Origin of the sequence: Brenneria sp. g21c3 (assembly GCF_040240345.1) — a bacterium.
Lineage (GTDB): Bacteria > Pseudomonadota > Gammaproteobacteria > Enterobacterales > Enterobacteriaceae > Brenneria.
Map to the genome: position 1 here is coordinate 1 of NZ_JBEIAB010000009.1, position 24324 is coordinate 24324.

A 24324-nucleotide genomic window follows, 5' to 3' on the forward strand; every position below is an offset into this window, starting at 1 on the left:
TGAACTATACGGTGGGCGAGGCGCCGAAGAACGGTTCCCTGACGCTGGACGCGGTTACCGGTGAGTATACCTATACGCCGACCGCTAACTTTAACGGCAGTGACAGCTTTACCGTCACGGTGGCTGACGGACAGGGCGGTACGACGGTCAGTACCGTGAATATCGGTGTGACCGCCGTGAATGACGCACCGGTGACAGCCGATCAGACGCTGACTACCGCGGAAGACACGCCGATCAGCGGCGCCATCAGCGCATCCGATGTGGATGGCGACGCGCTCAGCTACACGGTGGGTGAGGCGCCGAAGAACGGCACGCTGACGCTGGATGCGGCCACCGGCGAGTACACCTATACCCCGGCAAGCAACTTTAACGGTAGTGACAGCTTTACCGTCACGGTGGCGGACGGACAGGGTGGCACCACGGTCAGCACGGTGAATATCGGCGTGACCGCGGTCAATGATGCGCCGGTGACGGCCGACCAAACGATCAACACGGCGGAAGATACGCCGGTGACCGGGCAAATTACTGCCAGCGATGTCGATGGCGACGTGCTCAGCTATACCGTGGGTGAGGCGCCGAAGAACGGCACCCTGGCGCTGGATGCGGCCACCGGCGTGTATACCTATACGCCGACCGCCAATTTTAACGGTAGTGACAGCTTTACCGTCACGGTGGCGGACGGACAGGGTGGCACCACGGTCAGCACGGTGAATATCGGCGTGACCGCGGTCAACGATGCGCCGGTCACGGCCGACCAAACGATCACTACGCCGGAAGATACGCCGATCAGCGGCGCTATCAGCGCATCCGATGTGGATGGCGACGAGCTCAGCTATACCGTGGGCGAGGCGCCGAAGAACGGTACGCTGACGCTGGACGCGGCCACCGGTGAGTACACCTACACGCCGACCGCTAACTTTAACGGTAATGACAGCTTTACCGTCACGGTGGCTGACGGTAATGGCGGTACCACCGTTAGCACGGTGAATATCGGTGTGACCGCGGTGAATGACGCGCCGGTGACGGCCGACCAGAGTCTGACGACGCCGGAAGACACGCCGATCAGCGGCGCTATCAGCGCATCCGATGTGGATGGCGACGAGCTCAGCTACACGGTGGGTGAGGCGCCGAAGAACGGTACCCTGACACTGGACGCCGCTACCGGTGAATATACCTATACCCCTGCAAGCAACTTTAACGGCAGTGACAGCTTTAGCGTCACGGTGGCGGACGGACAGGGCGGTACGACGGTCAGCACGGTGAATATTGGTGTGACTGCGGTCAACGATGCACCGGTCACGGCCGATCAAACGGTCACCACGACGGAAGATACGCCGGTGGCTGGACAGATCACCGCCAGCGATGTCGATGGCGACGAGCTCAGCTACACGGTGGGCGAGCAGCCCAAGAACGGTTCCCTGACGCTGGACGCGGCCACCGGTGAGTATACCTATACCCCGGCAAGCAACTTTAACGGCAGCGATACCTTTACCGTCACCGTGGCTGACGGACAGGGTGGTACCGTGAGCAGCACGGTCAGCATTGGCGTGACGTCGGTGAATGACGCACCGGTCACCGCCGATCAGACGCTGACTACCGCAGAAGACACCCCGATCAGCGGCGCCATCAGCGCATCCGATGTGGACGGCGATGTGCTGAGCTACACGGTGGGCGAACAACCGAAAAGCGGTACGCTAACACTGGATGCGGCCACCGGACAGTACACCTATACCCCGGCAAGCAACTTTAACGGTAATGACAGCTTTACCGTCACGGTGGCTGACGGACAGGGCGGTACCACGGTCAGCACGGTGAATATCGGCGTCACCGCGATCAACGATGCACCGGTCACGGCCGACCAAACGATCACCACGACAGAAGACACGCCGGTGACCGGACAAGTTACCGCCAGCGATGTTGATGGCGATACGCTGAACTATACGGTGGGCGAGGCGCCGAAGAACGGTTCCCTGACGCTGGACGCGGTTACCGGTGAGTATACCTATACGCCGACCGCTAACTTTAACGGCAGTGACAGCTTTACCGTCACGGTGGCTGATGGACAGGGCGGTACCACCGTTAGCACAGTGAATATCGGTGTGACCGCGGTCAACGATGTACCGGTCACTGCCGATCAGACGCTGACTACCGCAGAAGACACCCCGATCAGCGGTACCATCAGCGCGTCCGATGTCGATGGCGACGCGCTGAGCTACACGGTGGGTGAACAACCCAAGAACGGCACCTTGACGCTGGATCCGGCCACCGGACAGTACACCTATATCCCGGCAAACAACTTTAACGGCAGTGACAGCTTTAGCGTGACGGTGGATGACGGTCATGGCGGCACCACGGTCAGTACCGTGAATGTCGGCGTCACGTCGGTGAATGACGTACCGGTGACGTCGGATCAGACGCTCACCACGGCGGAAGATACGCCGGTGACCGGGCAAATTACTGCCAGCGATGTGGATGGCGACGCGCTCAACTACACGGTGGGCGAGGCGCCGAAGAACGGTACGCTGACGCTGGACGCGGCCACCGGCGCGTATACCTATACCCCAGCAAGCAACTTTAACGGCAATGACAGCTTTAGCGTGACGGTGGCTGATGGACAGGGCGGTACCACCGTTAGCACGGTGAATATCGGTGTGACCGCGGTGAATGATGCACCGGTCACGGCCGATCAAAGCCTGACGACGCTGGAAGATACGCCGATCAGCGGCGCCATCAGTGCGTCTGATGTGGACGGCGACGCGCTGAGCTATACCGTGGGCGAGGCGCCGAAGAACGGCACCCTGACGCTGGACGCGGCCACCGGTGAGTACACCTATACGCCGACCGCCAACTTTAACGGCAGTGACAGCTTTACCGTCACGGTGGATGATGGACAGGGCGGCACGACGGTCAGCACGGTGGATATCGGTGTGACCGCCGTGAATGATGCGCCGGTCACGGCCGATCAAACGGTCACCACGCCGGAAGATACGCCGATCAGCGGCGCCATCCGCGCATCCGATGTCGATGGCGACGTACTGAGTTATTCCGTGGGCGAGGCGCCGAAAAACGGCACCCTGACGCTGGATGCGGCCACCGGTGAGTACACCTACACGCCGACCGCCAACTTTAATGGTAATGACAGCTTTAGCGTCACGGTGGCGGACGGACAGGGCGGTACCGTGAGCAGCACGGTCAGCATTGGCGTGACCGCGGTCAACGATGCACCGGTCACTGCCGATCAAACGCTGACTACCGCAGAAGACACCCCGATCAGCGGCGCTATCAGCGCGTCCGATGTGGATGGCGACGAGCTCAGCTATACCGTGGGCGAGGCGCCGAAGAACGGTACCCTGGTACTGGATCCGGCCACCGGTGCGTACACTTACACGCCGACCGCTAACTTTAACGGCAGTGACAGCTTTGCCGTCACGGTGGCGGACGGTAATGGCGGCACCACGGTCAGCACGGTGAATATTGGCGTGACCGCGGTCAACGATGCGCCAGTGACCGCCGATCAGAGCCTGACAACGCTGGAAGATACGCCGGTGACCGGACAAGTTACCGCCAGTGATGTCGATGGCGATACGCTGAACTATACCGTGGGCGAGCAGCCGAAAAACGGCTCTCTGGTGCTGGACGCCGCTACCGGCGAGTACATCTATACTCCGGCAAGCAACTTTAACGGCAGTGACAGCTTTACCGTCACGGTGGCTGACGGACAGGGTGGTACCACCGTTAGCACGGTGAATATCGGCGTGACCGCGGTCAATGATGCGCCGGTCACGGCCGACCAAGCGATCACCACGGCGGAAGATACCCCGATCAGCGGCGCCATCAGCGCATCCGATGTGGATGGTGATACGCTGAGCTATACCGTGGGCGAGGCGCCGAAGAACGGTACGCTGACGCTGGACGCGGCCACTGGCGCGTATACCTATACGCCGACCGCTAACTTTAATGGTAATGACAGCTTTAGCGTCACGGTGTCGGACGGTAATGGCGGTACCGTGAGCAGCACGGTCAGCATTGGCGTGACCGCGGTCAACGATGCGCCGGTCACGGCGGATCAGAGTCTGACGACGCTGGAAGATACCCCGATCAGCGGCGCCATCAGCGCATCCGATGTCGATGGTGATACGCTGAGTTACACGGTAGGCGAGGCGCCGAAGAACGGTACCCTGGCGCTGGACGCCGCTACCGGCGAGTACACCTATACGCCGACCGCCAACTTTAACGGCAATGACAGCTTTACCGTCACGGTGGCTGATGGACAGGGCGGCACGACGGTCAGCACGGTGAATATCGGCGTGACCGCGGTGAATGATGCACCGGTGACCGCCGATCAGAGCCTGACGACCGCGGAAGATACGCCGATCAGCGGTACGATTAGCGCATCCGATGTGGACAGCGACGTACTGAGCTATACCGTGGGCGAGCAGCCGAAAAACGGTACGCTAACGCTGGACGCGGCCACCGGCGAGTACACCTACACGCCGACCGCTAACTTTAACGGCAGTGACAGCTTTACCGTGACGGTGGCTGACGGACAGGGCGGCACGACGGTCAGCACGGTGAATATCGGCGTGACCGCGGTGAATGATGCGCCGGTGACGGCCGATCAGACGTTGACTACCGAGGAAGACACCCCGATCAGCGGCACCATCAGCGCATCCGATGTCGATGGTGATGTACTGAGTTACGCGGTAGGTGAGGCACCGAAAAACGGTACGCTGACACTGGACGCCGCTACCGGCGAGTACACCTATACCCCGGCAAGCAACTTTAACGGCAGCGATACCTTTACCGTCACGGTGGCGGACGGACAGGGCGGCACCACGGTCAGCACGGTGAATATCGGCGTGACCGCGGTGAACGATGCGCCGGTGACCGCCGATCAGAGTCTGACGACGCCGGAAGATACGCCGATCAGCGGTACGATTCGTGCGTCTGATGTGGACGGCGATATGCTGAGCTACACGGTGGGCGAGCAGCCCAAGAACGGTACGCTAACACTGGATGCGGCCACCGGACAGTACACCTATACCCCAGCAAGCAACTTTAACGGCAGTGACAGCTTTAGCGTCACGGTGGCTGACGGTAATGGCGGCACGACGGTCAGTACCGTGAATATCGGTGTGACCGCCGTGAATGATGCACCGGTCACCGCCGATCAGACGCTGACTACCGCGGAAGATACGCCGATCAGCGGTACGATTAGCGCATCCGATGTGGACGGCGACGTACTGAGCTATACCGTGGGCGAGCAGCCGAAAAACGGTACGCTGACGCTGGACGCGGTTACCGGGGAGTACACCTACACGCCGACCGCTAACTTTAACGGCAGTGACAGCTTTAGCGTCACGGTGGATGACGGGCAAGGCGGTACCACCGTCAGCACGGTGAATATTGGCGTCACCGCGGTGAATGATGCACCGGTCACCGCCGATCAGACCCTGACGACGGCGGAAGACACCCCGATCAGCGGTACGATTAGCGCATCCGATGTGGACGGCGACGTACTGAGCTATACCGTGGGCGAGCAGCCGAAAAACGGTACGCTAACGCTGGACGCGGCCACCGGCGAGTATACCTACACGCCGACCGCTAACTTTAACGGCAGTGACAGCTTTACCGTGACGGTGGCTGACGGACAGGGTGGCACCACGGTCAGCACGGTGAATATCGGCGTGACCGCGGTGAATGATGCGCCGGTGACGGCCGATCAGAGCCTGACGACCGAGGAAGACACCCCGATCAGCGGCACCATCAGCGCATCCGATGTCGATGGTGATGTACTGAGTTACGCGGTAGGTGAGGCACCGAAAAACGGTACGCTGACACTGGACGCCGCTACCGGTGAATATACCTATACCCCTGCAAGCAACTTTAACGGTAGTGACAGCTTTAGCGTCACGGTGGCTGACGGACAGGGCGGTACCACCGTTAGCACGGTGAATATTGGCGTGACCGCGGTCAACGATGCACCGGTGACCGCCGATCAGAGCCTGACGACGCTGGAAGATACGCCGGTGACCGGACAGATCACCGCCAGCGATGTCGATGGCGATACGCTGAACTATACGGTAGGCGAGGCGCCGAAAAACGGCACCCTGGTGCTGGACTCAGATACCGGGCAGTACACCTATACCCCGAAAGCCAATCTTAGCGGCAGCGACAGTTTTACTGTCACGGTCGCGGATGGCAACGGCGGCACAGCAGTAAGTACGGTGACGGTGGGCGTTACCCCAGTCGCGGATACGCCAGTGGTGACGCTGGAAACCACCAGCGGCGAAACCACGCTGATACCGGAGACCATCAAGGTTAACGGCGGCAGCGAGAATGGCGGATTCGATGTTCAGGACGGCAAGATCGTCGCTATCGGCGATGGCGTGCGCGTCTGGCTGACGCAGGGAGATCCGGTTCCCGAAGTGGTGGGTAACGGCGTCATTGCCTACTACAACCAGGGGAATATCAACGGCAGCGGCAGCTACTCCGATGTTTATGTGGTGCATGACGGTTCCGGATATAAACAGGACGGCAACCAACGTGGTCTGAATCAGGTCAGCGGTAATGGCGGTTCGGAAGCCAGCGGCACGTCGCCGGACTATATTTTCCTTCAGGACGGCGATACGTCCAAATACAGCGTCAGCAACTCGACCAACAACAATGCCGCCAGCAACGTGAATACGTTTGATGGCGTGAACGTTTACGGCAACGGGCAGATAATCAGCAGCGGCAACCAGTTGGAAGGCGTGATCTATGGCGACGGTACATCGGTTCTGGCGGATAACGATGGCACCACCAAGATTGAAGTAATACCGGCCCAGAGCGGTTATCAGGCGCATACGATCAGCGTTTCTGCTTCGCTGACGGATACCGACGGCAGCGAAACGTTATCCGGCATTACCCTGTCCGGTCTGCCGGAAGGTACGCAGATTGTTTCCGGCGATACGGTGCTTTATACCGTGGGTAGCGATGGAACTTACCTGATCCCGAATACCAATAATGCGCAGTCGTTCACGTCTGAAATCAGCGTGTTGGTTCCGGTATCGGCCGGCAAGTTCGACGTCATTGCGCAGGCGACGTCAACCGAGATAGCGAACTACGATTCGGCGACCGGTTACTCTTCGCATGAAGTCGAACAGTACGGTGCCACCGTGGGTACCACCGGCGACGATACGCTGACCGGCACGCACAGTAACGATTTGATGGTGGGCGACGTCTCCGGTTTGCAGATCATGGAAGGGCAAAATTACAATATTGCGTTCCTGGTGGACTCCTCCGGCAGTTTGTCGACGGACAGCATTAATAAGACGGTGGCTTCGCTGACCAACGTGTTCAATAACCTGGTCAAGAGCGCCTCCAATGTTCATGCGGGATCGGTCAACGTCTTCCTGGCAGACTTCGACACAAACGTCGGTCAGAGCGTGTCTGTAAACCTGTCGGACGCGGATGCGCTATCCAGACTGATCGGCGTTCTGAATTCGCTGGCTTCCGGCGGCGGCACCAACTATGAGGATGTGTTTAAAACGGCGGCCAACTGGTTCCAGAGCGATACTGTGACACATAACGGCGGCTCTAATCTGACGTACTTCATCACCGACGGCGAGCCGACCTACTATCAGGCTGGCGAGACGGATACGGTGAAGGTCAGCAGATCGGATTCGTTGAACATCGACTCGTTTGATTACCAACCGGGGCACGCCTATTACATGAACATTTTGGGGGGAAGCCGCGAGGTCATCGACAGCAGTGGTAATGTTTACTACTACTCCAATCGCGGGAAATCATTGATTGGTCAGGTTCATGCCGAAGGCGACGGAACCTATGAGATCTCTCATCTGGCGGGAACGGGCTACAACTCCAACTCGGCGACAAGGTCCAACTCCGCTGAAGGCTACGCCTTGTTGCATCAGGTGTCGAACGTGGAGGCGATCGGCGTCGGAGACTCGTTGAATGCTTCGAGCCTGCAAAAATATGATAGTGACGGCGTGGTGATGGATCACATCGATCCTAGCCAGCTTTCCGAGGCGATTTTGGGATCGAATCAGCCACTGAACGGCGGGAATGACACGCTGCTGGGCGGACGCGGCGACGACATCCTGTTCGGCGATGCGATATCGTTTGACGGCATTGATGGTAACGGCCTGCCGGCGTTGCAGCAGTATGTCGGCAACCAGTTACATTTGGGCACGGACACCACCGCCTCCGTTGAGCAGGTACATAGCTATATCACCGAGCATAGCGCCGAGTTCAATCTCTCTTCCGCCAATGACGGTAATGATATTCTCAACGGCGGTACGGGCAACGATATCCTTTACGGTCAGGGCGGCAACGATACGCTGTACGGCGGAAGCGGCAACGATAAGCTGTATGGCGGCGACGATATTCTGATCGGCGGGCCAGGCAATGATATCCTGACCGGCGGTTCCGGCGCGGATCTGTTTAAATGGCAGGCGGGCGATGTCGGGCATGACGTGATTAAAGATTTCAACGCCGGCGAAGGCGACAGGATCGATTTAAGCGATCTGGTCGGTGAACTGGAGCAGGGTACGGATATCAGCAACTATATCCGCATTACGGAAAGCAATGGCTCGCCAACGATTGAAGTCAGTACGGAAGGCAACTTCTCCGGCGACAAAGGCGGCACGGTGGCGGTGTCTATCACGCTGGAACACTATAGCGGCGCGTTGCCGTCCCTTGAAAGTTTAATCAGCAAACCCGAAAACACGCATAGCTAACGGGTAATCACTTAGACGGGAACCTCTGGTAAAGAGGTTCCTTTCTTTTATCAGGCATACTTAATAAGGTCTCTGCGTATGTTTTATATCCAGCGCGATAGTAACGGCCATCTAATCAGGGTTGAGGCGCGGCCTTTTCCCGAAATGAATGGCGAACTCGCTGACGACTCAACAGAGGCGCTGGCGTGGTGCGACAGTCATAAAATAGCGATGGACGGGCTACAGCAGTTGCGCCAGAGCGATCTGGACATGGTGCGGGTGCTTGAAGATTTGATTCAGGTACTCATCGATAAAGGCGTCATCAACATTACGGATTTCCCGTCGGCGGCGCAGTTGAAACTGATTGGCCGGGCGCAGGCGCGTGAAGCATTGAACGGCGGGTTGAACAAGTTAATCAATGATGACGATGACAGTATGTTCTGAGTATTGTAAGGGCGACGTCCGTGACGTCGCCCCAGCATAACCGGTGGTTACTTTGCGGCCGGCGCCGGTTCTCCCAGTAAACGTCCCATTGCGCCTTGCAATCCCATTTCCTGAAGCACCTGCAATTCTCCGGTGGTTTCCACGCGTTCGGCGATAAGCGGCAGCGCGATGCTATTGGTGGCCCGGTACATGGCTTCAATAAACATTTTTTTGTCCGCTTCACGGTCGATATTGCGGATATAGCTACCGTCGACTTTTAAATAAGCCAGCCCCCATTGCGATAAGTTGCCGATCATATTAAAACGCCCGCCGAAGTGCTGGATCCCCAGCGCGCAGCCATAATCGTTCAGGAGTTTGATTAATCCGTCAAACTGCACGGAATCCGGCAACTGATTCTCATCTAATTCCAGAATCAGGCGCTTGGCCAGATGGGGTTCATTTTTCAGCGGCGCCAGCGACTGAGCCATTAAAGGCAGGTCGAGCGCCGTGTTGCAGGATAGACTCAACGCCAGCGTCCCCTCATGCTGACGTAAATAATTCAATACCTGTTTCAGTATCACCCGGTCCAGTCGGGTATTCCAGCCAAAGCGCTGCACCCAGGGAAGGAAATGGCCGGCGGCGATACTGTTTCCCTGTTCGTCTTCAATCCTTGCCAGTACCTTGTGATGCAGAATGTTATGCGGATTAAGGCACTCCACCACCGGTTGCAGAAACAGTTGCAGTTGTTCCTGCTCCAGTATGGATTCCAGTCGGTTAAACCACATGTGGCGGTCGGTTTCCGCCTGTTCCGACGGCGGCTGGAGGCGTTCTCCGGTGGTTTTGTCGGAATGACGCTCGGCGTTGGTCAGCGCCTGATCGCCGTGTATCAGCAGTGATTGCGCGCTGTCGCCGGGACGGAATGGCACGCTGCAAATTCTGGCGACCGGAGAGACGTCGGTTTCACCGGTTAAATACAGGTTTTCAAGGTCGCGAGTCAGTTCGTCTATCAGGGCTATGGCTTCCTTTTCCACCAGACCGGGGCAGAGCAGGGCAAACTCGCCGCCGCGAATACGGGCGGACAGGCTTTCGGTATTGGCATGCTGTTTCTGCCTGTCGCGGATGGTCTGTCCGATGGAGGCCAGCAGCGCATCGGTGCGCTGTCCTCCCAGTCGCTGGTTCATACCGGCGAGATCCTGAATGCGGATCATAATCAGAAAGCCCGGAGAGGTTTCATCATCGGCCAGTTTGTCCTGAAATTGGATATCGAAAGCGCGGCGGTTAGCCAGACCGGTTTGCGCATCCTGATAGGCTTCCTGGCGTAAACGTTCGCTGCGTTCGGCTTCTTCCTCGAATAATGTTTTGAGCTTGCTGACCATCTGATTCATCGCCTGCGCCACCCGGCGGAACTCCGGCGTGCTGGGTAAATCGGGCTGGCTAAGAAACTCGCGGCGCGTAATGGCCAGCGACTGCTCGACGATATAATCCAGCGGGCGCAGTTGACGGCGCAGCAGCACCGCGCCAAGCAACACGCCCAGCGTGACGCAACCCAGCAGCCAGAAAAGCGTGGCGGAGCTGCTTTTCCACAAACGGGTGACGGCGAACATGGGATGGCTGACCACCTCCACTTTGGCCGCCTGTTCCCAGCCGCGCATGACGATGGCCTCGCCGGCGCCGGGGTGAAGATTGACCAGCCGGACAAACCAGGGCGGAACATCGGGTACGTCCGGCGACGCCATACGTTCCAGCGTGATGCGATTGGTTTTTAAGTCGCGAACGCGGATGCTGGAAAAGTAGCCGCTGTCAAAGATGGAGCTGACCATCAGTTCCACCATCGCCGGATCGTCGATATTCGGCGTCAGGGACAGGCCGAGCGCGGTGGCCGCATCCTGCGCATGGGAACGCAGCTGGTTATTATATTGCTCGCGAGAGTTTTCCAGACTGACGAAAAAACTTCCGCTGAAAATAATCAGCACGAACAGGCAGATGGCTATCAGTAGCTGTTTGTATAGAGACATAGCCTCATCCTACTCCTCAATTGAAAATCCCTCGGCACGCATTTTGGTTAATAGTTCCTGCCAGCGCGAAAGTCGTTTGCTGTCGCCCACGCGCTGGTTGCCGCTTGCTCCCGGCAGCCACAATCCCTCGCCATTAAAGGCGTAAACCGGCAGTAGGTCGGTGCGCAGGGTCGCAGGTTGAATGTTGTTCGTCAGGTTATCCAGCACCAGCGGGATTGAAGTCGGCGTCGGATAATAGGTAAGCACCATGTGGGCTTTGTTGAGACGCAGCGCCTTAACGTAAGTGATGCGCAGTTTTTCACTCGCCACGCCTAAGTGACGTAAAGTGAAGTATTTGGCAATCGCGTAATCTTCGCAATCCGCCGCGCCTTTGCGCAATGCTTCTATCGGGCTGGCCCAATAATCATCCCGATCCCAGATGACGATATCATCGCGAAACAGCAAATGGTTATTAAAAAAAAGATTCACCGCTTCCAACTGTTTTTGTTCATCCGCATTACGCTGGGCGGTGAGTAAAGCCTGCCACTCATTGATTCGACGCCTGGCTTCTGGCGAGGCGGGGCCGTACAGTTGCTCCGTCCGCTGCGTAATAAGGGGAAAATCCCAGTCTGCGCGCAGCGAACCCGCCAGCAGTAACAACAGACAGCAGATGAGTAAACGCTTGTAGCGGGATGCCTTCGGCAAATGGTATTGCACGGATGTTTCTCTGTATGCCCGCCGGGCGCTTTTTATTTGCCTGGAGGCGAATCAATTAGATTATATTTAGATTATAGAGAGTTGCAGAATATCTTACATTCATAACGACAAAAAGCGATTACTATGATGCCAAGCCGGCGTGAGAGGAAACGGGAATGACGGAAATGGTATTTTCCCCGTTGTTTCATACGATTAACTATCGTCTTGATTTAAGGTTCACTGAGGAGTGATGTTTTGAGTGATAAGCCAGAACCGCGCATTGTATTTTTTGATTTAGACGGCACGCTGCATCAGCAGGATATGTTTGGCAGTTTTTTGCGTTTTCTGCTTAAACGGTTACCCCTTAACCTTATTCTGGTTGTCCCTTTATTGCCGGTTATCGGCTGCGGCTTATTGGCGCAGGGGCGCGCCGCGCGCTGGCCGATGAGTTGGCTGTTGTGGGCCATAACCTTTGGCCGCACTGAAGCGCGTCTTGCTCGGTTGGAAAAACAGTTTATCAGTGATTTTCGTCGTCAGGTAACGCCTTTCCCGCAGGTACAGCAGCGGCTGACCGAGTATTTGCAGGACAGCAATGCGCAGGTTTGGCTGGTGACGGGATCGCCTCAGCGTCTGGTCGAGCAGGTCTACCATGATGCTCCTTTTTTACCCGGCGTCCGGCTGATGGGAAGCCAGATAACGCGCGGCGGCGGGGGTTGGGTATTGGCGCTGCGCTGCCTGGGGAAAGAGAAGGTCATCCAGATGGAAAGGCATTTGGGGGCGCCGCTGAAACTTTACAGCGGCTATAGCGACAGTAAACAGGATAACCCGCTGCTCTATTTTTGCGAGCATCGCTGGCGTGTGACGCCCAACGGCAGCCTGCAACAGTTGGAATAATGGACGTCTGATTTTGCCTGGCGCGCATCAATGGATATAATCCCGCCGCAAAAGTTGCCAATAGCGTAAAGGGAAACCATGAGCCGCGAATTGAATGATGAATATTGGATGCGTCATGCTTTGACGCTGGCCCTGCGCGCTCAGGATGAAGGCGAGGTGCCGGTCGGCGCGGTGCTGGTGCTGGATAATCAGGCGATAGGCGAAGGCTGGAACCGTCCGATCGGCCATCATGATCCTACCGCCCATGCTGAAATCATGGCGTTGCGTCAGGCGGGCATGGCGCTGCAAAACTACCGTCTGTTGAATACTACCCTGTATGTGACGCTGGAGCCTTGCATTATGTGCGCCGGGGCGATGATCCACAGCCGTATCGGCCGTCTGGTTTATGGGGCGGCGGATGAAAAAACCGGCGCGGCGGGCTCGCTGGTGGATATTTTGCGCCATCCCGGCATGAATCATCAGATAACCATTGATGCCGGCGTACTGGCTGCTGAATGTTCCGCCACGCTGAGCGATTTTTTCCGCCGGCGGCGCGAGCAGCATAAGGCGCTGAGAGCGGCGCAGAAAAAAGCCGCGAATTAATTGCGATCGCAGGTTTATTCCGGCACTTTATTGGGCGGAACGACCGGATAAGCCTGTGCCGAAAGCTGTTTCAGTTTGGCTTTCGCCTCTTTTTCCAGCAGGTATCCTTCCAGACTCACCATATAACGGCGAATGTTTTCCACATAGTTATAGGCTTCGTGTCCGCGCGCATAGCCGTATGTGGTTTGCGTGTAGTACCGTTTCTGGCTGAGCATCGGCAGACGTATTTTTACATCGACCCAGCTATCAGGGTTGCCGTTCTGTTTTGCGGTCAGTTTACGGGCGTCCAGCAAATGTGCGAATCCCATATTGTAGGCGGCCAAGGCAAACCAGATTTTTTCATCCTCCGGGATGGTCGCCGGCATTTTTTGCATCATATGCGACATATAGCGCGCGCCGCCGCTAATACTCTGCTCGGGGTCGAGACGATCGGTGACATTCAGGCTTTCCGCCGTATTCCGGGTGAGCATCATCAGTCCGCGTACTCCGGTCGGCGAGGTTGCCAGCGGATTCCAGTGCGATTCCTGATAGGAAATGGCCGCCAGTAATCTCCAATCGATATCCGTGGCGTGTTTTTCAAATAATGGCTGGATGTCAGGTAAGATCTCGTCAATGGCGCTGAGGAAGGTGGTGGTGTCGACATAATCAAATTCGCCGACATGGCCCAGGTATTTTTCTTCCAGACGGGCGAGGGTGCCGTCCTCAACGATACGACTGAAAAAATCCAGCAACGCCGCGGAGAGGCTGTCGTCATGCGATCGTCGCATGTACCAGGTTACCGGCTCTTCATCGCTGAGATCGAATGCGACGGCAAGCTGCGGATGAATCCGCTGCATAAGACCGATGGTGATCGAATCGCCCAGCGTATAGTCGAGCTTGCCGTCAGCCACCTGTTTCAGCAGTTCCAGCGAGGTCAGATCGGTGGCGGACTCCCACTTCAACTGCGGGTATTTATCGGCTTTCAGTTCGCGCAGCGTGGCGATATGCGCCGATCCCGAAGTGACGGCCAGGCGTCCTTTCAAATTTTCCATCGTTTTAGGGCGAGGCTTCCCCAGGCGATAGACCATCTGTTGCGAGACGGAGTAGTAGGTCGGCCCGGCGCGAAAGCGTCCCAAACGCTCATTGTTGTAAATCAATCCGGCGGCGAGCATGTCCGCGTCATCGTTATCCAGAGCGTCAAACAGCTCATCAAGATTTTTACGCGACGACACCACCAGCTTAACGCCGAGATAATCGGCGAAACGTTTTGCCAGTTCATAATCAAGGCCTGCCGGGGCGCCGTTACTGATAGTGTAAGTCAATGGCGAATTGACGGTACTGATGCGCAACTCGCCGCGTGCAAGGATCTGTCTGAGCTGAACGTCCTGGCTACTGCGCCAGGGGATATTGGGCCATAAGGCCAGCGCCAGCAGTAACGTGATAACCCCAATGAAAAAATAATTTATTTTTAAGCGCTTCAAATAATAGTCTCTCGGCGGCTTGCCAACCTGTCAGTCGCAACGATTTTTTATGGCGGGCTATCCTGCCCGCCACCCTTACGGGCCGCCGCAAGCGACGTTGAAAATCGCTCCAGGCGATTTTTTACTCGTCTCATCCGTGAGACTCGCCCTACGGGCCGCCGCAAGCGACGTTGAAAATCGCTCCAGGCGATTTTTTACTCGTCTCATCCATGAGACTCGCCCTACGGGCCGCCGCAAGCGACGTTGAAAATCGCTCCAGGCGATTTTTTACTCGTCTTATCCGTGAGACTCGCCCTACGGGCCGTCGCAAGCGACGTTGAAAATCGCTCCAGGCGATTTTTTACTCGTCTCATCCATGAGACTCGCCCTACGGGCCGTCGCAAGCGACGTTGAAAATCGCTCCAGGCGATTTTTTACTCGTCTCATCCGTGAGACTCGCCCTACGGGCCGTCGCAAGCGACGTTGAAAATCGCTCCAGGCGATTTTTTATACGAAAGTCCCGGAGTCGGGGCATTTTGCGTAACAAAACGGCAGTGTGCAACTTTTATTGATTCGCTTAATGTTTAGTCAGTACCTCAATGTGATGTTGAACAATAGCGACGCAAACGGTTTCGTCCTGGGAAAGGATTCTCTATAATGACGCGCGTTTCCCCCCTGTAGCGCCCAACGACTGCACCGCTGTCAGTGCATCGAAGACGAGAGAACTTTAGATTATGGAAATACTGCGTGGTTCACCTGCTTTGTCGGCTTTTCGTATTAATAAACTGCTTGCCCGGTGTAAAGAGCACTTTTTGCCGATTAGCGATATCTATGCCGAATACGTACATTTCGCCGATGTCAGTACGCCACTGAACAACGATGAACTGGCCAAACTGACACGTTTGCTGAAGTATGGTCCTTCTCTCGCTGAACATGAGCCGCAAGGCCGTTTGCTGCTGGTGACTCCCCGTCCCGGCACGATTTCCCCCTGGTCTTCCAAGGCGACGGATATTGCGCGTAACTGCGCCTTGAATAAGATTTTGCGCCTGGAACGCGGCCTGGCTTTTTATATTCATGCGCCGACGCTCAGTGATGAACAGTGGCGGCAACTGGGGGCGTTGCTGCATGACCGAATGATGGAGAGCGTGTTTGACGATATGCGGCAGGCGGAGAAACTGTTCTCGCATCAGCAGCCTGCTCCGCTAAAACGCATAGAAATCCTGTTGCAGGGCCGTCAGGCGCTGGAAAAAGCGAATGTCCGGCTGGGGTTGGCGCTGGCTGAAGATGAGATCGATTATCTGCTGGAGGCGTTCGGCAAGTTGGGACGCAACCCGACCGATATCGAGCTGTATATGTTCGCACAGGCGAACTCCGAACACTGCCGCCATAAAATTTTTAACGCCGATTGGGTGATCGACGGCGTGGAACAGCCGAAGTCGCTGTTTAAAATGATTAAAAACACCTTCACGCATACCCCGGACCATGTGTTATCGGCCTACAAAGATAACGCGGCCGTGATGGAAGGCTCCGCCGTCGGGCGTTTTTATGCCGATGCCCAGGGCAACTATGATTACCATCATGGCGACGCGCATATCCTGATGAAAGTGGAAACCCACAACCACCCGACCGCTATTTCACCCTGGCCGGGCGCGGCCACCGGCTCCGGCGGTGAAATCCGTGATGAAGGGGCTACCGGACGAGGCTCCAAACCCAAGGCGGGTCTGGTGGGCTTTTCCGTATCCAACCTGCGTATCCCCGGTTTTGAACAACCCTGGGAAGAGGATTTCGGCAAGCCCGATCGTATCGTCAGCGCATTGGACATCATGACCGAAGGGCCTCTCGGCGGCGCGGCGTTTAATAATGAATTCGGTCGTCCTGCGCTGACCGGCTATTTCCGCACCTATGAAGAGCGGGTAGACAGCCATAACGGTACAGAGCTGCGCGGTTACCACAAACCCATCATGTTGGCGGGCGGTATCGGCAATATTCGCGCCGACCATGTGCAAAAAGGCGAAATCAGCGTCGGCGCCAAGTTGATTGTCTTGGGCGGCCCGGCGATGAATATCGGTCTGGGCGGCGGCGCGGCATCGTCGATGGCATCCGGTCAATCCGATGCCGATCTGGATTTTGCTTCCGTTCAGCGCGATAACCCGGAAATGGAACGCCGTTGTCAGGAAGTGATTGACCGTTGCTGGCAGTTGGGCGAACAGAACCCGATTCTGTTTATTCATGACGTGGGCGCCGGCGGATTGTCCAACGCCATGCCGGAGCTGGTGAGCGACGGCGGCCGCGGCGGGCGTTTCGAACTGCGTGACATTTTGAATGACGAACCGGGCATGAGCCCGCTGGAAGTCTGGTGTAATGAGTCGCAAGAGCGCTATGTTCTGGCCGTCGCGCCGGAAAAATTGACGTTGTTTGATGAAATCTGCCGCCGTGAACGCGCGCCTTACGCGGCGATCGGCGAAGCGACGGAAGAACTGCATCTGACGTTGAACGATCGCCATTTTAATAATCAACCTATCGATCTGCCGCTGGATGTCTTGCTGGGTAAGACGCCGAAAATGCTGCGTGACGTCGAACGTACGCAGGTGGAAGGCGCGCCGTTAAAACGCGAAGGGATTTATCTGGCCGACGCCGTCGAGCGCGTGCTGCATTTACCGGTGGTGGCGGAGAAAACCTTCCTGATTACCATCGGCGATCGCTCGGTTACCGGTATGGTGGCCCGCGACCAAATGGTCGGCCCCTGGCAGGTGCCGGTGGCTGACTGTGCGGTAACGACGGCGAGTCTGGACAGTTACTACGGCGAGGCGATGTCTATCGGCGAACGCGCGCCGGTGGCGCTGCGTAATTTCGCGGCTTCCGCACGTCTGGCGGTGGGCGAGGCGTTAACCAATATTGCGGCGACCCATATCGGCCCGCTGACTCGGGTCAAGCTCTCGGCTAACTGGATGGCGGCGGCCGGTCATCCCGGCGAAGACGCCGGGCTTTACGATGCGGTAAAAGCTATCGGCGAAGAACTTTGTCCGGCGTTGGGATTAACGATCCCCGTCGGCAAAGATTCCATGTCGATGAAAACCCGCTGGCAGGAAGACGGCGAAGATCGCGCCATGACCTCGCCGATGTCATTGGTGATTTCCGCCTTTGCCCGGGTGGAGGACGTGCGCAATACGGTAACGCCGCAGCTGCGCGCCGATCGGGATAATGCGTTGTTGCTGATCGACCTGGGCGCGGGGCGCAAGGCGCTGGGCGCGACGGCGCTGGCTCAGGTGTATCGCCAGTTAGGTCGTGAAACGGCGGATGTTCACGATGCGCAACAATTGGCCGGCTTCTTTAACGCCATACAGCAACTGGTGGCGGATAAAGCCTTGCTGGCCTATCACGACCGTTCTGACGGCGGTTTGCTGGTCACGCTGGCCGAGATGGCATTCGCCGGACACTGCGGCGTGAATGTGGATATCGCCTCGCAGGGGGACGACGCGCTGGCTACGTTGTTCAATGAAGAACTGGGGGCGGTTATCCAGGTTGCGGCATCGCGCCGGGCGGAAGTGGAAAGCGTGCTCGCCCGCCATGGTCTGGCGGATTGCGTGCATTATCTTGGTCGTGCCGAAGAGGGCGCCCGCTTTGTTATTACCGCCGGCGCGGACGTGGTTTACCGCGAAAGCCGCACCACGATGCGTACCTGGTGGGCGGAAACTACCTGGCAGATGCAGCGGCTGCGTGATAACCCGCAATGCGCCGATCAAGAGCATAGCGCCAAGCAGGATGACAACGACCCCGGCTTGAACGTGACGCTCACTTTCGAACCGCAGGAAGATATCGCCGCCCCTTATATCGCCAAACAGGCTCGTCCGAAAGTGGCCGTGTTGCGTGAGCAAGGGGTGAACTCTCATATTGAAATGGCGGCGGCTTTCCACCGTGCCGGTTTTGACGCCGTTGACGTCCATATGAGCGACCTGTTGGCGGGGCGTCGGGATCTGAAGGATTTCCATACGCTGGTCGCCTGCGGCGGCTTCTCTTATGGCGATGTGCTGGGCGCGGGCGAAGGCTGGGCGAAGTCTATTCTGTTCAATCCACGGGTGCGCGATGAGTTTTCTGAGTTCTTCCAACGCCCGCAGACGCTGGCGCTAGGGGTATGTAACGGCTGTCAGATGATGTCTAATCTCAGGGAGCTGATCCCAGGCGCCGAGCTCTGGCCGCGTTTTGTCAAGAATAAGTCAGAGCGTTTTGAGGCTCGCTTTAGCCTGGTGGCGGTCGAGAAGAGCCCATCGTTGTTTATGAACGACATGGCCGGGTCACGTATGCCTATCGCGGTTTCACACGGCGAAGGTCTGGTTGAGGTGCGTGATGGCGAACATCTGGCCGCGCTGGAGCAGCATAACCTGGTCGCGTTGCGCTATGTGAATAACTTCGGTCAGGCGACGGAAAATTATCCGGCCAACCCGAATGGCTCGCCAAACGGCATTACCGCGGTGACCAGCGCCGGCGGTCGCGCGACGGTCATGATGCCGCATCCTGAGCGCGTTTTCCGTACCGTCAGCAATTCCTGGCATCCGGAAAACTGGGGCGAGGACGGGCCATGGATGCGCATGTTCCGCAATGCGCGCAAACAACTGGGGTAATTGCTAACCGAGTACAACCGCAAGGGGCTTCGGCCCCTTCATTCGTTTAACCCATCCGCGGTAAAACTCATCCCGGCCTTTTACTCCGTCATCCTGGCCTTCAACTCGCTCATCCCGGCACACAATACCGGCATCCTGGCATACAACACCGTCATCCCCGCGGTAGTAGGCGGGGATCTCCTACTGAAACCGGGAGCAGCCATCGGCTGATGCCTGCCTTCGCGCGAATGGCAATCTTTGCCCTTTGCCGATAGCAATGCCTTATCCTTGTCGTGTTTTCACGACAAATATACAGTTGCTTGTCTCCGATAAGAGACATTTAACTCTTTGATTTTAATGGGTTGACATAACCGTGTGGAAAGGTGTCTGCTTTTGACGACAGAAACCTGATTATCGGCCTATCCATTTCGTTTTTAATCGCATTGATTAAGCGAGCTATAAAATTTAAATTCATTTAAATTAATGAGTTAATATAATTTTTTTCTAATTGGCATGAAATGTGCTTAATAATCAGCGTCGCTCATTCAATTGGTTATGATTGCGCTGCTGATTGGCAGACATCTTCGCTCATAACGCCCGGAATGACGCCACAAGAAAGGGTGCCTATCGTCCACCAGATCGATAACAGTCCGCGTAAGCCGGCTTTATCAAACATCGGGCGACACGTTGAGTGAGGCACCGCCTATTCAGTTACGCGGCCGGCAGAAGCTATTCTCCGGCCGCGTAATGCCAAGCCCAGTCCGCTTTCCTCTCCTGTTGATGATCACCTTTGTTTACCGTGTCGTTGCTATCCGGCGATGTTAAAAACGTTCTGACGTTTCTAGCAGATTCAGTTAGCATCAGAGCGGACCGATGGGTAAATGAGATGATTTCCTTGAAACGATGGCGTTTATTTCCGCGTTCTCTGCGGCAGTTAGTAATCATGGCGTTTGTGCTGGTGTTGTTGCCTTTATTGGTACTGGCCTATCAGGCGTATCAAAGCCTGAATACGCTCAGCGAACAGGCCGCTGAGATCAATCGGACGACCTCCACGGATGCCCGACGCAGCGAGGCGATGACCAGCGTCGCGTTAGCCATGGAACGCAGCTATCGCCAATATTGTGTGCTGGACGATCAAACCCTGGCGACGCTCTACCAGAATCAACGCAACCAGTATTCTCAAATGCTGGACTCGCACGCTTCCGTCCTGCCCGACCCCCGTTATTATCAAACGCTGCGTCAGTACTTAACCCAGCTTGCGGAACTACATTGCCAAACCAGCGGTCCCGATCGGGCGGCCTCGGAACTGTTGGAAAACTTCTCGCGCGCCAACGGACAAATGGTTCAGATGACCCGTGAAGTGGTCTTTTCCCGCGGTCAGCAACTGCAACAGGCGATTGCCGAACGCGGCCGGTTTTTCGGCTGGCAGTCGCTGCTGCTGTTTCTGGTGAGTCTGATACTGGTCGTTTTGTTTACTCGTATGATTATCGGCCCGGTTAATGGCGTCGAGCGTATGATCAATCGTCTGGGAGAAGGACGCTCTTTGGGCAATACCAGTACCTTCAAAGGCCCGCGAGAAATCCGATCTTTAGCGCAGCGCATTATCTGGCTGAGCGAGCGGTTGTCCTGGCTGGAGTCGCAGCGGCATGAGTTTTTGCGCCATATCTCGCATGAGCTGAAAACGCCGCTGGCGAGCCTGCGTGAAGGCACGGAGCTGTTGGCCGATGAAGTGGTCGGCCCCTTGACGGCCGATCAGAAAGAAGTGGTGTCCATTCTCGACAGCAGCAGCCGCCATTTACTGCAATTGATCGATCAACTGCTGGACTACAACCGCAAGCTGGCGGATGCGCCGACGGAGTTGGAGCGGGTCGAAATTGAAGAAATTGTCGATATCGTCGTGTCGTCCCACAGTCTGCCCGCCCGAACTAAAATGATTCATACCGACATAAAACTGGAGTCGGAATACTGTTGGGCAGAGACGACGTTATTGATGCGCGTAATTGACAATCTCTATTCCAATGCGGTGCACTATGGCAAGGAATCCGGTAACATTTGGATCCACAGCCGGTTGACTGGGAATCGGGTGCAGATTGATGTCGCCAACAGCGGCGCGCCGATCCCGCAAGCGGAGCATGGCATGATTTTTGAGCCGTTTTACCAGGGAAGCCGTCAGCGTAAAGGCGCGGTAAAAGGCAGCGGGCTGGGGCTGAGCATCGCCCGTGATTGCATCCGTCGTATGCATGGTGAATTAAGTCTGATATCCGTTGATTATGCCGATGTCTGTTTTCGTATTGAATTGCCATTAACTTCCGAGAATGAATAAAGAATGAACGCATGGTTCGCTCGTCCCTCCCCCCCGCACACGCCGTCCGCCATATTCGATATGCTTGTCCGTCGTATGTCGGGGGCCGTGGTGATGCCATGCTTGTGCTTAACGGCGATACTGTTATTGACCGCCTGTAAACATAATGCGGGCAGCTATTTAACCTTCGGGGAGGCGGCGCAGTTTACGCCAAAAGAGCAGGTCGCCGATTATCGAGTGGCGCAGTGTGAACATCTCTGGCAGGTGGACGATCGGGAAGTCATGATCAATGCGCTGTACTGGCTGCGTGCGATGGATTGCGCCGGACGCCTGACGGAGCCGCAGGCGCGCGAAGAAGCGCGGCAAGTGGCGGGCAGCGGTTGGGATAGCGCGTTCAAGCAGGGGATTTTATTGGATAACGCCGGTATTTCGCCGGTTGAGCGGCAGCGGATGTTAGAACAACTCAACATGTTCCGTCTTGATTTCCCTGACGCGTTACGTTCGCTGATACAGACCTGGCGCGACAGGCAAACGCTGTTGCTGGCCTTATCGGATGAGCGTTTACGTTATAAGCGATTGCAGGAGTCCACGGATAAACAACTGGAGGCGCTGCAAGCCGAGCAAGGGCATTTGCAATATCAGCTCGAAACCACCAGGCGGAAGTTGGAGAACCTGACGGACATTGAGCGTCGGCTTTCAACCCGTAAGCAGCTATCAGGGGAAATGCCCGATACCGAATCTTATCAGCGCAATAATGCCGACGCGGATAAATCGACGACCAAGGAGCCGAGAAAACAATGACAGCCCGTAAAGCGGCGAACTTGCTGCTGGTGGACGACGATCCCAGCCTGCTAAAGCTGTTAGGGATGCGTCTGACCAGCGAAGGTTTCAGCGTGACGACGGCGGAAAGCGGTCAGGAAGCGCTGCGTTTGTTAACCAGAGAACAGTTCGATCTGGTGATTAGCGATCTCCGCATGGACGAGATGGACGGCATGGCGCTTTTTTCTGAGATTCAGCGCCATCAACCGGGGATGCCCGTCATTATTCTGACGGCTCACGGTTCGATTCCTGATGCGGTCGCGGCAACCCAGCAAGGGGTGTTCAGCTTCCTGACCAAACCGGTCGATCGGGATGCGTTATATCAGGCGATTGATGAAGCCTTGGCTTTGTCGGCGCCGGTTGGCGATGAAGGCTGGCGAGAAAACATCGTTACCCGCAGCCCGCTGATGTTGCGCCTGCTGGAGCAGGCCAAGATGGTCGCCCAGTCGGACGTCAGCGTGCTGATTAACGGCCAGAGCGGAACCGGGAAAGAGGTGTTGGCCCAGGCGATCCATGCGGCCAGCCCGCGCGCGAAGCAAGCCTTTATCGCCATTAACTGCGGCGCATTACCCGAACCTTTGCTGGAATCGGAATTATTCGGCCACGCGAAAGGGGCTTTTACCGGGGCGGTCAGCAGTCGGGAAGGGCTATTTCAGGCGGCGCAAGGCGGTACGCTGTTTTTGGATGAAATCGGCGATATGCCGCTGTCGCTACAGGTCAAACTGCTGCGGGTCTTGCAGGAACGCAAGATCCGTCCGCTGGGCAGCAACCGCGATCTGGATATCGATGTGCGTATTATCTCCGCTACCCACCGCGACCTGCCTAAGGCCATGGAAAAAGGCGAGTTCCGTGAAGATCTGTACTATCGGCTGAACGTCGTCAATATGAAATTGCCCGCCCTGCACGAACGGGCGGAAGATATCCCGCTACTGGCTAATCACTTGCTGCGTGAGGCCGCCGCCAGGCATAAGCCATTTGTGCGATCCTTCTCGACCGATGCCATGAAACGGTTGATGACGGCAAGTTGGCCGGGTAACGTCCGACAACTGGTTAATGTCATTGAACAATGCGTGGCGCTGACCAGCGCGCCGGTAATCGGCGAGGCGCTGGTCGCACAGGCGCTGGCTGGAGAAAACACCGCGTTGCCGACGTTTGTCGAAGCCCGTCATCAGTTCGAACTGAACTACCTGCGCAAACTGTTGCAGATAGCCAAAGGCAATGTCACTCAGGCTGCGCGGATGGCGGGGCGTAACCGGACGGAATTTTATAAACTGTTGGGCCGTCATGAATTGGACGCCAACGATTTTAAAGAATAATGCTAATGGATTGTCGGTTCGGATTCTGACAATCTTGTTTCTCGCTGATGCCCGGCTTTGGCCGCAACATAGGTAATAAAAAGGTTCTTCGATGAAAAAAATTGATGCGATTATCAAGCCGTTCAAACTGGACGATGTACGTGAAGCGTTAGCTGAAGTGGGCATCACAGGGATGACGGTAACGGAAGTAAAAGGGTTTGGTCGTCAGAAAGGCCACACAGAGCTCTATCGCGGCGCTGAGTACATGGTCGACTTTTTGCCCAAGGTAAAAGTTGAGATCGTGGTCGGGGACGATATCGTTGATACGTGTGTGGAAGCCATCATGCGCACGGCGCAGACCGGTAAAATCGGCGACGGTAAAATCTTCGTCTTTGACGTCGCCCGCGTTATCCGTATCCGTACCGGCGAGGAAGATGAAGAGGCGATCTAACGCCCTGTATTAAACCCGTTAGCAGGCGGGGATCAGCTGACAGTATCTGCCGCTATCCCATCATCCCCGCCTATCTTTCGTCATCCCCGCGGCAGTAGGCGGGGAGCTCCT

At 56.6% G+C, this 24324-nt stretch carries 12 protein-coding genes; 9 read left to right on the forward strand and 3 right to left on the reverse strand.

The window, feature by feature from the left end:
• Window positions 1-11: 11 nt before the first annotated feature.
• Together ABRZ28_RS14375 and ABRZ28_RS14380 are read left to right on the forward strand one after the other, a co-directional pair.
• Window positions 12-8741 carry a tandem-95 repeat protein gene (locus tag ABRZ28_RS14375; protein ID WP_330520628.1) on the forward strand — a complete coding sequence of 2910 codons (8730 nt, stop codon included), beginning with the start codon at window positions 12-14 and terminating at the stop codon, window positions 8739-8741.
• 78 nt (window positions 8742-8819) lie between these two features.
• Entirely contained in the window at window positions 8820-9164 is a 345-nt protein-coding gene (locus tag ABRZ28_RS14380; protein ID WP_330520629.1) for a tryptophan synthase subunit beta, read from the forward strand.
• A gap of 47 nt (window positions 9165-9211) precedes the next feature.
• On the opposite strand, the gene lapD is transcribed toward ABRZ28_RS14380, so the two are convergent.
• Together lapD and lapG are read right to left on the reverse strand one after the other, a co-directional pair.
• A complete protein-coding gene (gene lapD, locus ABRZ28_RS14385; RefSeq protein ID WP_330520630.1) occupies window positions 9212-11158 on the reverse strand; it encodes a cyclic di-GMP receptor LapD in 1947 nt (648 codons plus the stop codon).
• Window positions 11159-11167: 9 nt separating this feature from the next.
• Window positions 11168-11854, reverse strand: a complete 687-nt coding sequence (gene lapG, locus ABRZ28_RS14390) for a cysteine protease LapG (protein WP_319605251.1) — start codon at window positions 11852-11854, stop codon at window positions 11168-11170.
• A 234-nt stretch (window positions 11855-12088) separates the two neighbouring features.
• Here lapG and yfhb point away from each other — a divergent pair, with 234 nt between their 5' ends.
• Together yfhb and tadA are read left to right on the forward strand one after the other, a co-directional pair.
• Window positions 12089-12727, forward strand: coding sequence for a phosphatidylglycerophosphatase C (gene yfhb / locus ABRZ28_RS14395; RefSeq protein WP_330520631.1), 639 nt, complete (start codon window positions 12089-12091; stop codon window positions 12725-12727).
• 78 nt (window positions 12728-12805) lie between these two features.
• Window positions 12806-13309 carry a tRNA adenosine(34) deaminase TadA gene (gene tadA, locus ABRZ28_RS14400; protein ID WP_330520632.1) on the forward strand — a complete coding sequence of 168 codons (504 nt, stop codon included), beginning with the start codon at window positions 12806-12808 and terminating at the stop codon, window positions 13307-13309.
• A 14-nt stretch (window positions 13310-13323) separates the two neighbouring features.
• Here the strand turns inward: tadA and mltF are convergent, their stop codons facing one another.
• Window positions 13324-14769 (reverse strand): membrane-bound lytic murein transglycosylase MltF, encoded by a 1446-nt coding sequence (gene mltF / locus ABRZ28_RS14405; protein ID WP_330520633.1) that lies wholly within the window; start codon window positions 14767-14769, stop codon window positions 13324-13326.
• Window positions 14770-15482: 713 nt separating this feature from the next.
• On the opposite strand from mltF, the gene purL reads away from it, so the two are divergent.
• From purL to glnB, 5 genes are all read left to right on the forward strand, one after another.
• Window positions 15483-19367, forward strand: coding sequence for a phosphoribosylformylglycinamidine synthase (purL, locus tag ABRZ28_RS14410; protein ID WP_330520634.1), 3885 nt, complete (start codon window positions 15483-15485; stop codon window positions 19365-19367).
• 865 nt (window positions 19368-20232) lie between these two features.
• Window positions 20233-21669 carry a sensor histidine kinase gene (locus ABRZ28_RS14415; protein WP_330520635.1) on the forward strand — a complete coding sequence of 479 codons (1437 nt, stop codon included), beginning with the start codon at window positions 20233-20235 and terminating at the stop codon, window positions 21667-21669.
• A gap of 3 nt (window positions 21670-21672) precedes the next feature.
• The gene (gene qseG, locus ABRZ28_RS14420; protein WP_330520636.1) at window positions 21673-22449 is read left to right on the forward strand and encodes a two-component system QseEF-associated lipoprotein QseG; all 777 of its coding nucleotides are present in this window, start codon (window positions 21673-21675) and stop codon (window positions 22447-22449) included.
• On the forward strand, window positions 22446-23783 hold the full coding sequence (gene glrR / locus ABRZ28_RS14425; RefSeq protein WP_319605258.1) for a two-component system response regulator GlrR: 1338 nt from the start codon (window positions 22446-22448) through the stop codon (window positions 23781-23783). Before qseG ends, glrR begins: the two co-directional genes overlap by 4 nt.
• A gap of 91 nt (window positions 23784-23874) precedes the next feature.
• Window positions 23875-24213, forward strand: coding sequence for a nitrogen regulatory protein P-II (gene glnB, locus ABRZ28_RS14430; RefSeq protein WP_319605259.1), 339 nt, complete (start codon window positions 23875-23877; stop codon window positions 24211-24213).
• Window positions 24214-24324 lie beyond the last annotated feature (111 nt).

Bases quoted from the DNA above. Each gene is read 5' to 3' on its own strand.
- ABRZ28_RS14415 (WP_330520635.1), top strand. From the start codon at position 20,233: ATGATTTCCTTGAAACGATGGCGTTTATTTCCGCGTTCTCTGCGGCAG.
- glnB (WP_319605259.1), top strand. From the start codon at position 23,875: ATGAAAAAAATTGATGCGATTATCAAGCCGTTCAAACTGGACGATGTA.
- glrR (WP_319605258.1), top strand. From the start codon at position 22,446: ATGACAGCCCGTAAAGCGGCGAACTTGCTGCTGGTGGACGACGATCCC.
- qseG (WP_330520636.1), top strand. From the start codon at position 21,673: ATGAACGCATGGTTCGCTCGTCCCTCCCCCCCGCACACGCCGTCCGCC.
- ABRZ28_RS14380 (WP_330520629.1), top strand. From the start codon at position 8,820: ATGTTTTATATCCAGCGCGATAGTAACGGCCATCTAATCAGGGTTGAG.
- tadA (WP_330520632.1), top strand. From the start codon at position 12,806: ATGAGCCGCGAATTGAATGATGAATATTGGATGCGTCATGCTTTGACG.
- lapD (WP_330520630.1), bottom strand. From the start codon at position 11,158: ATGTCTCTATACAAACAGCTACTGATAGCCATCTGCCTGTTCGTGCTG.
- purL (WP_330520634.1), top strand. From the start codon at position 15,483: ATGGAAATACTGCGTGGTTCACCTGCTTTGTCGGCTTTTCGTATTAAT.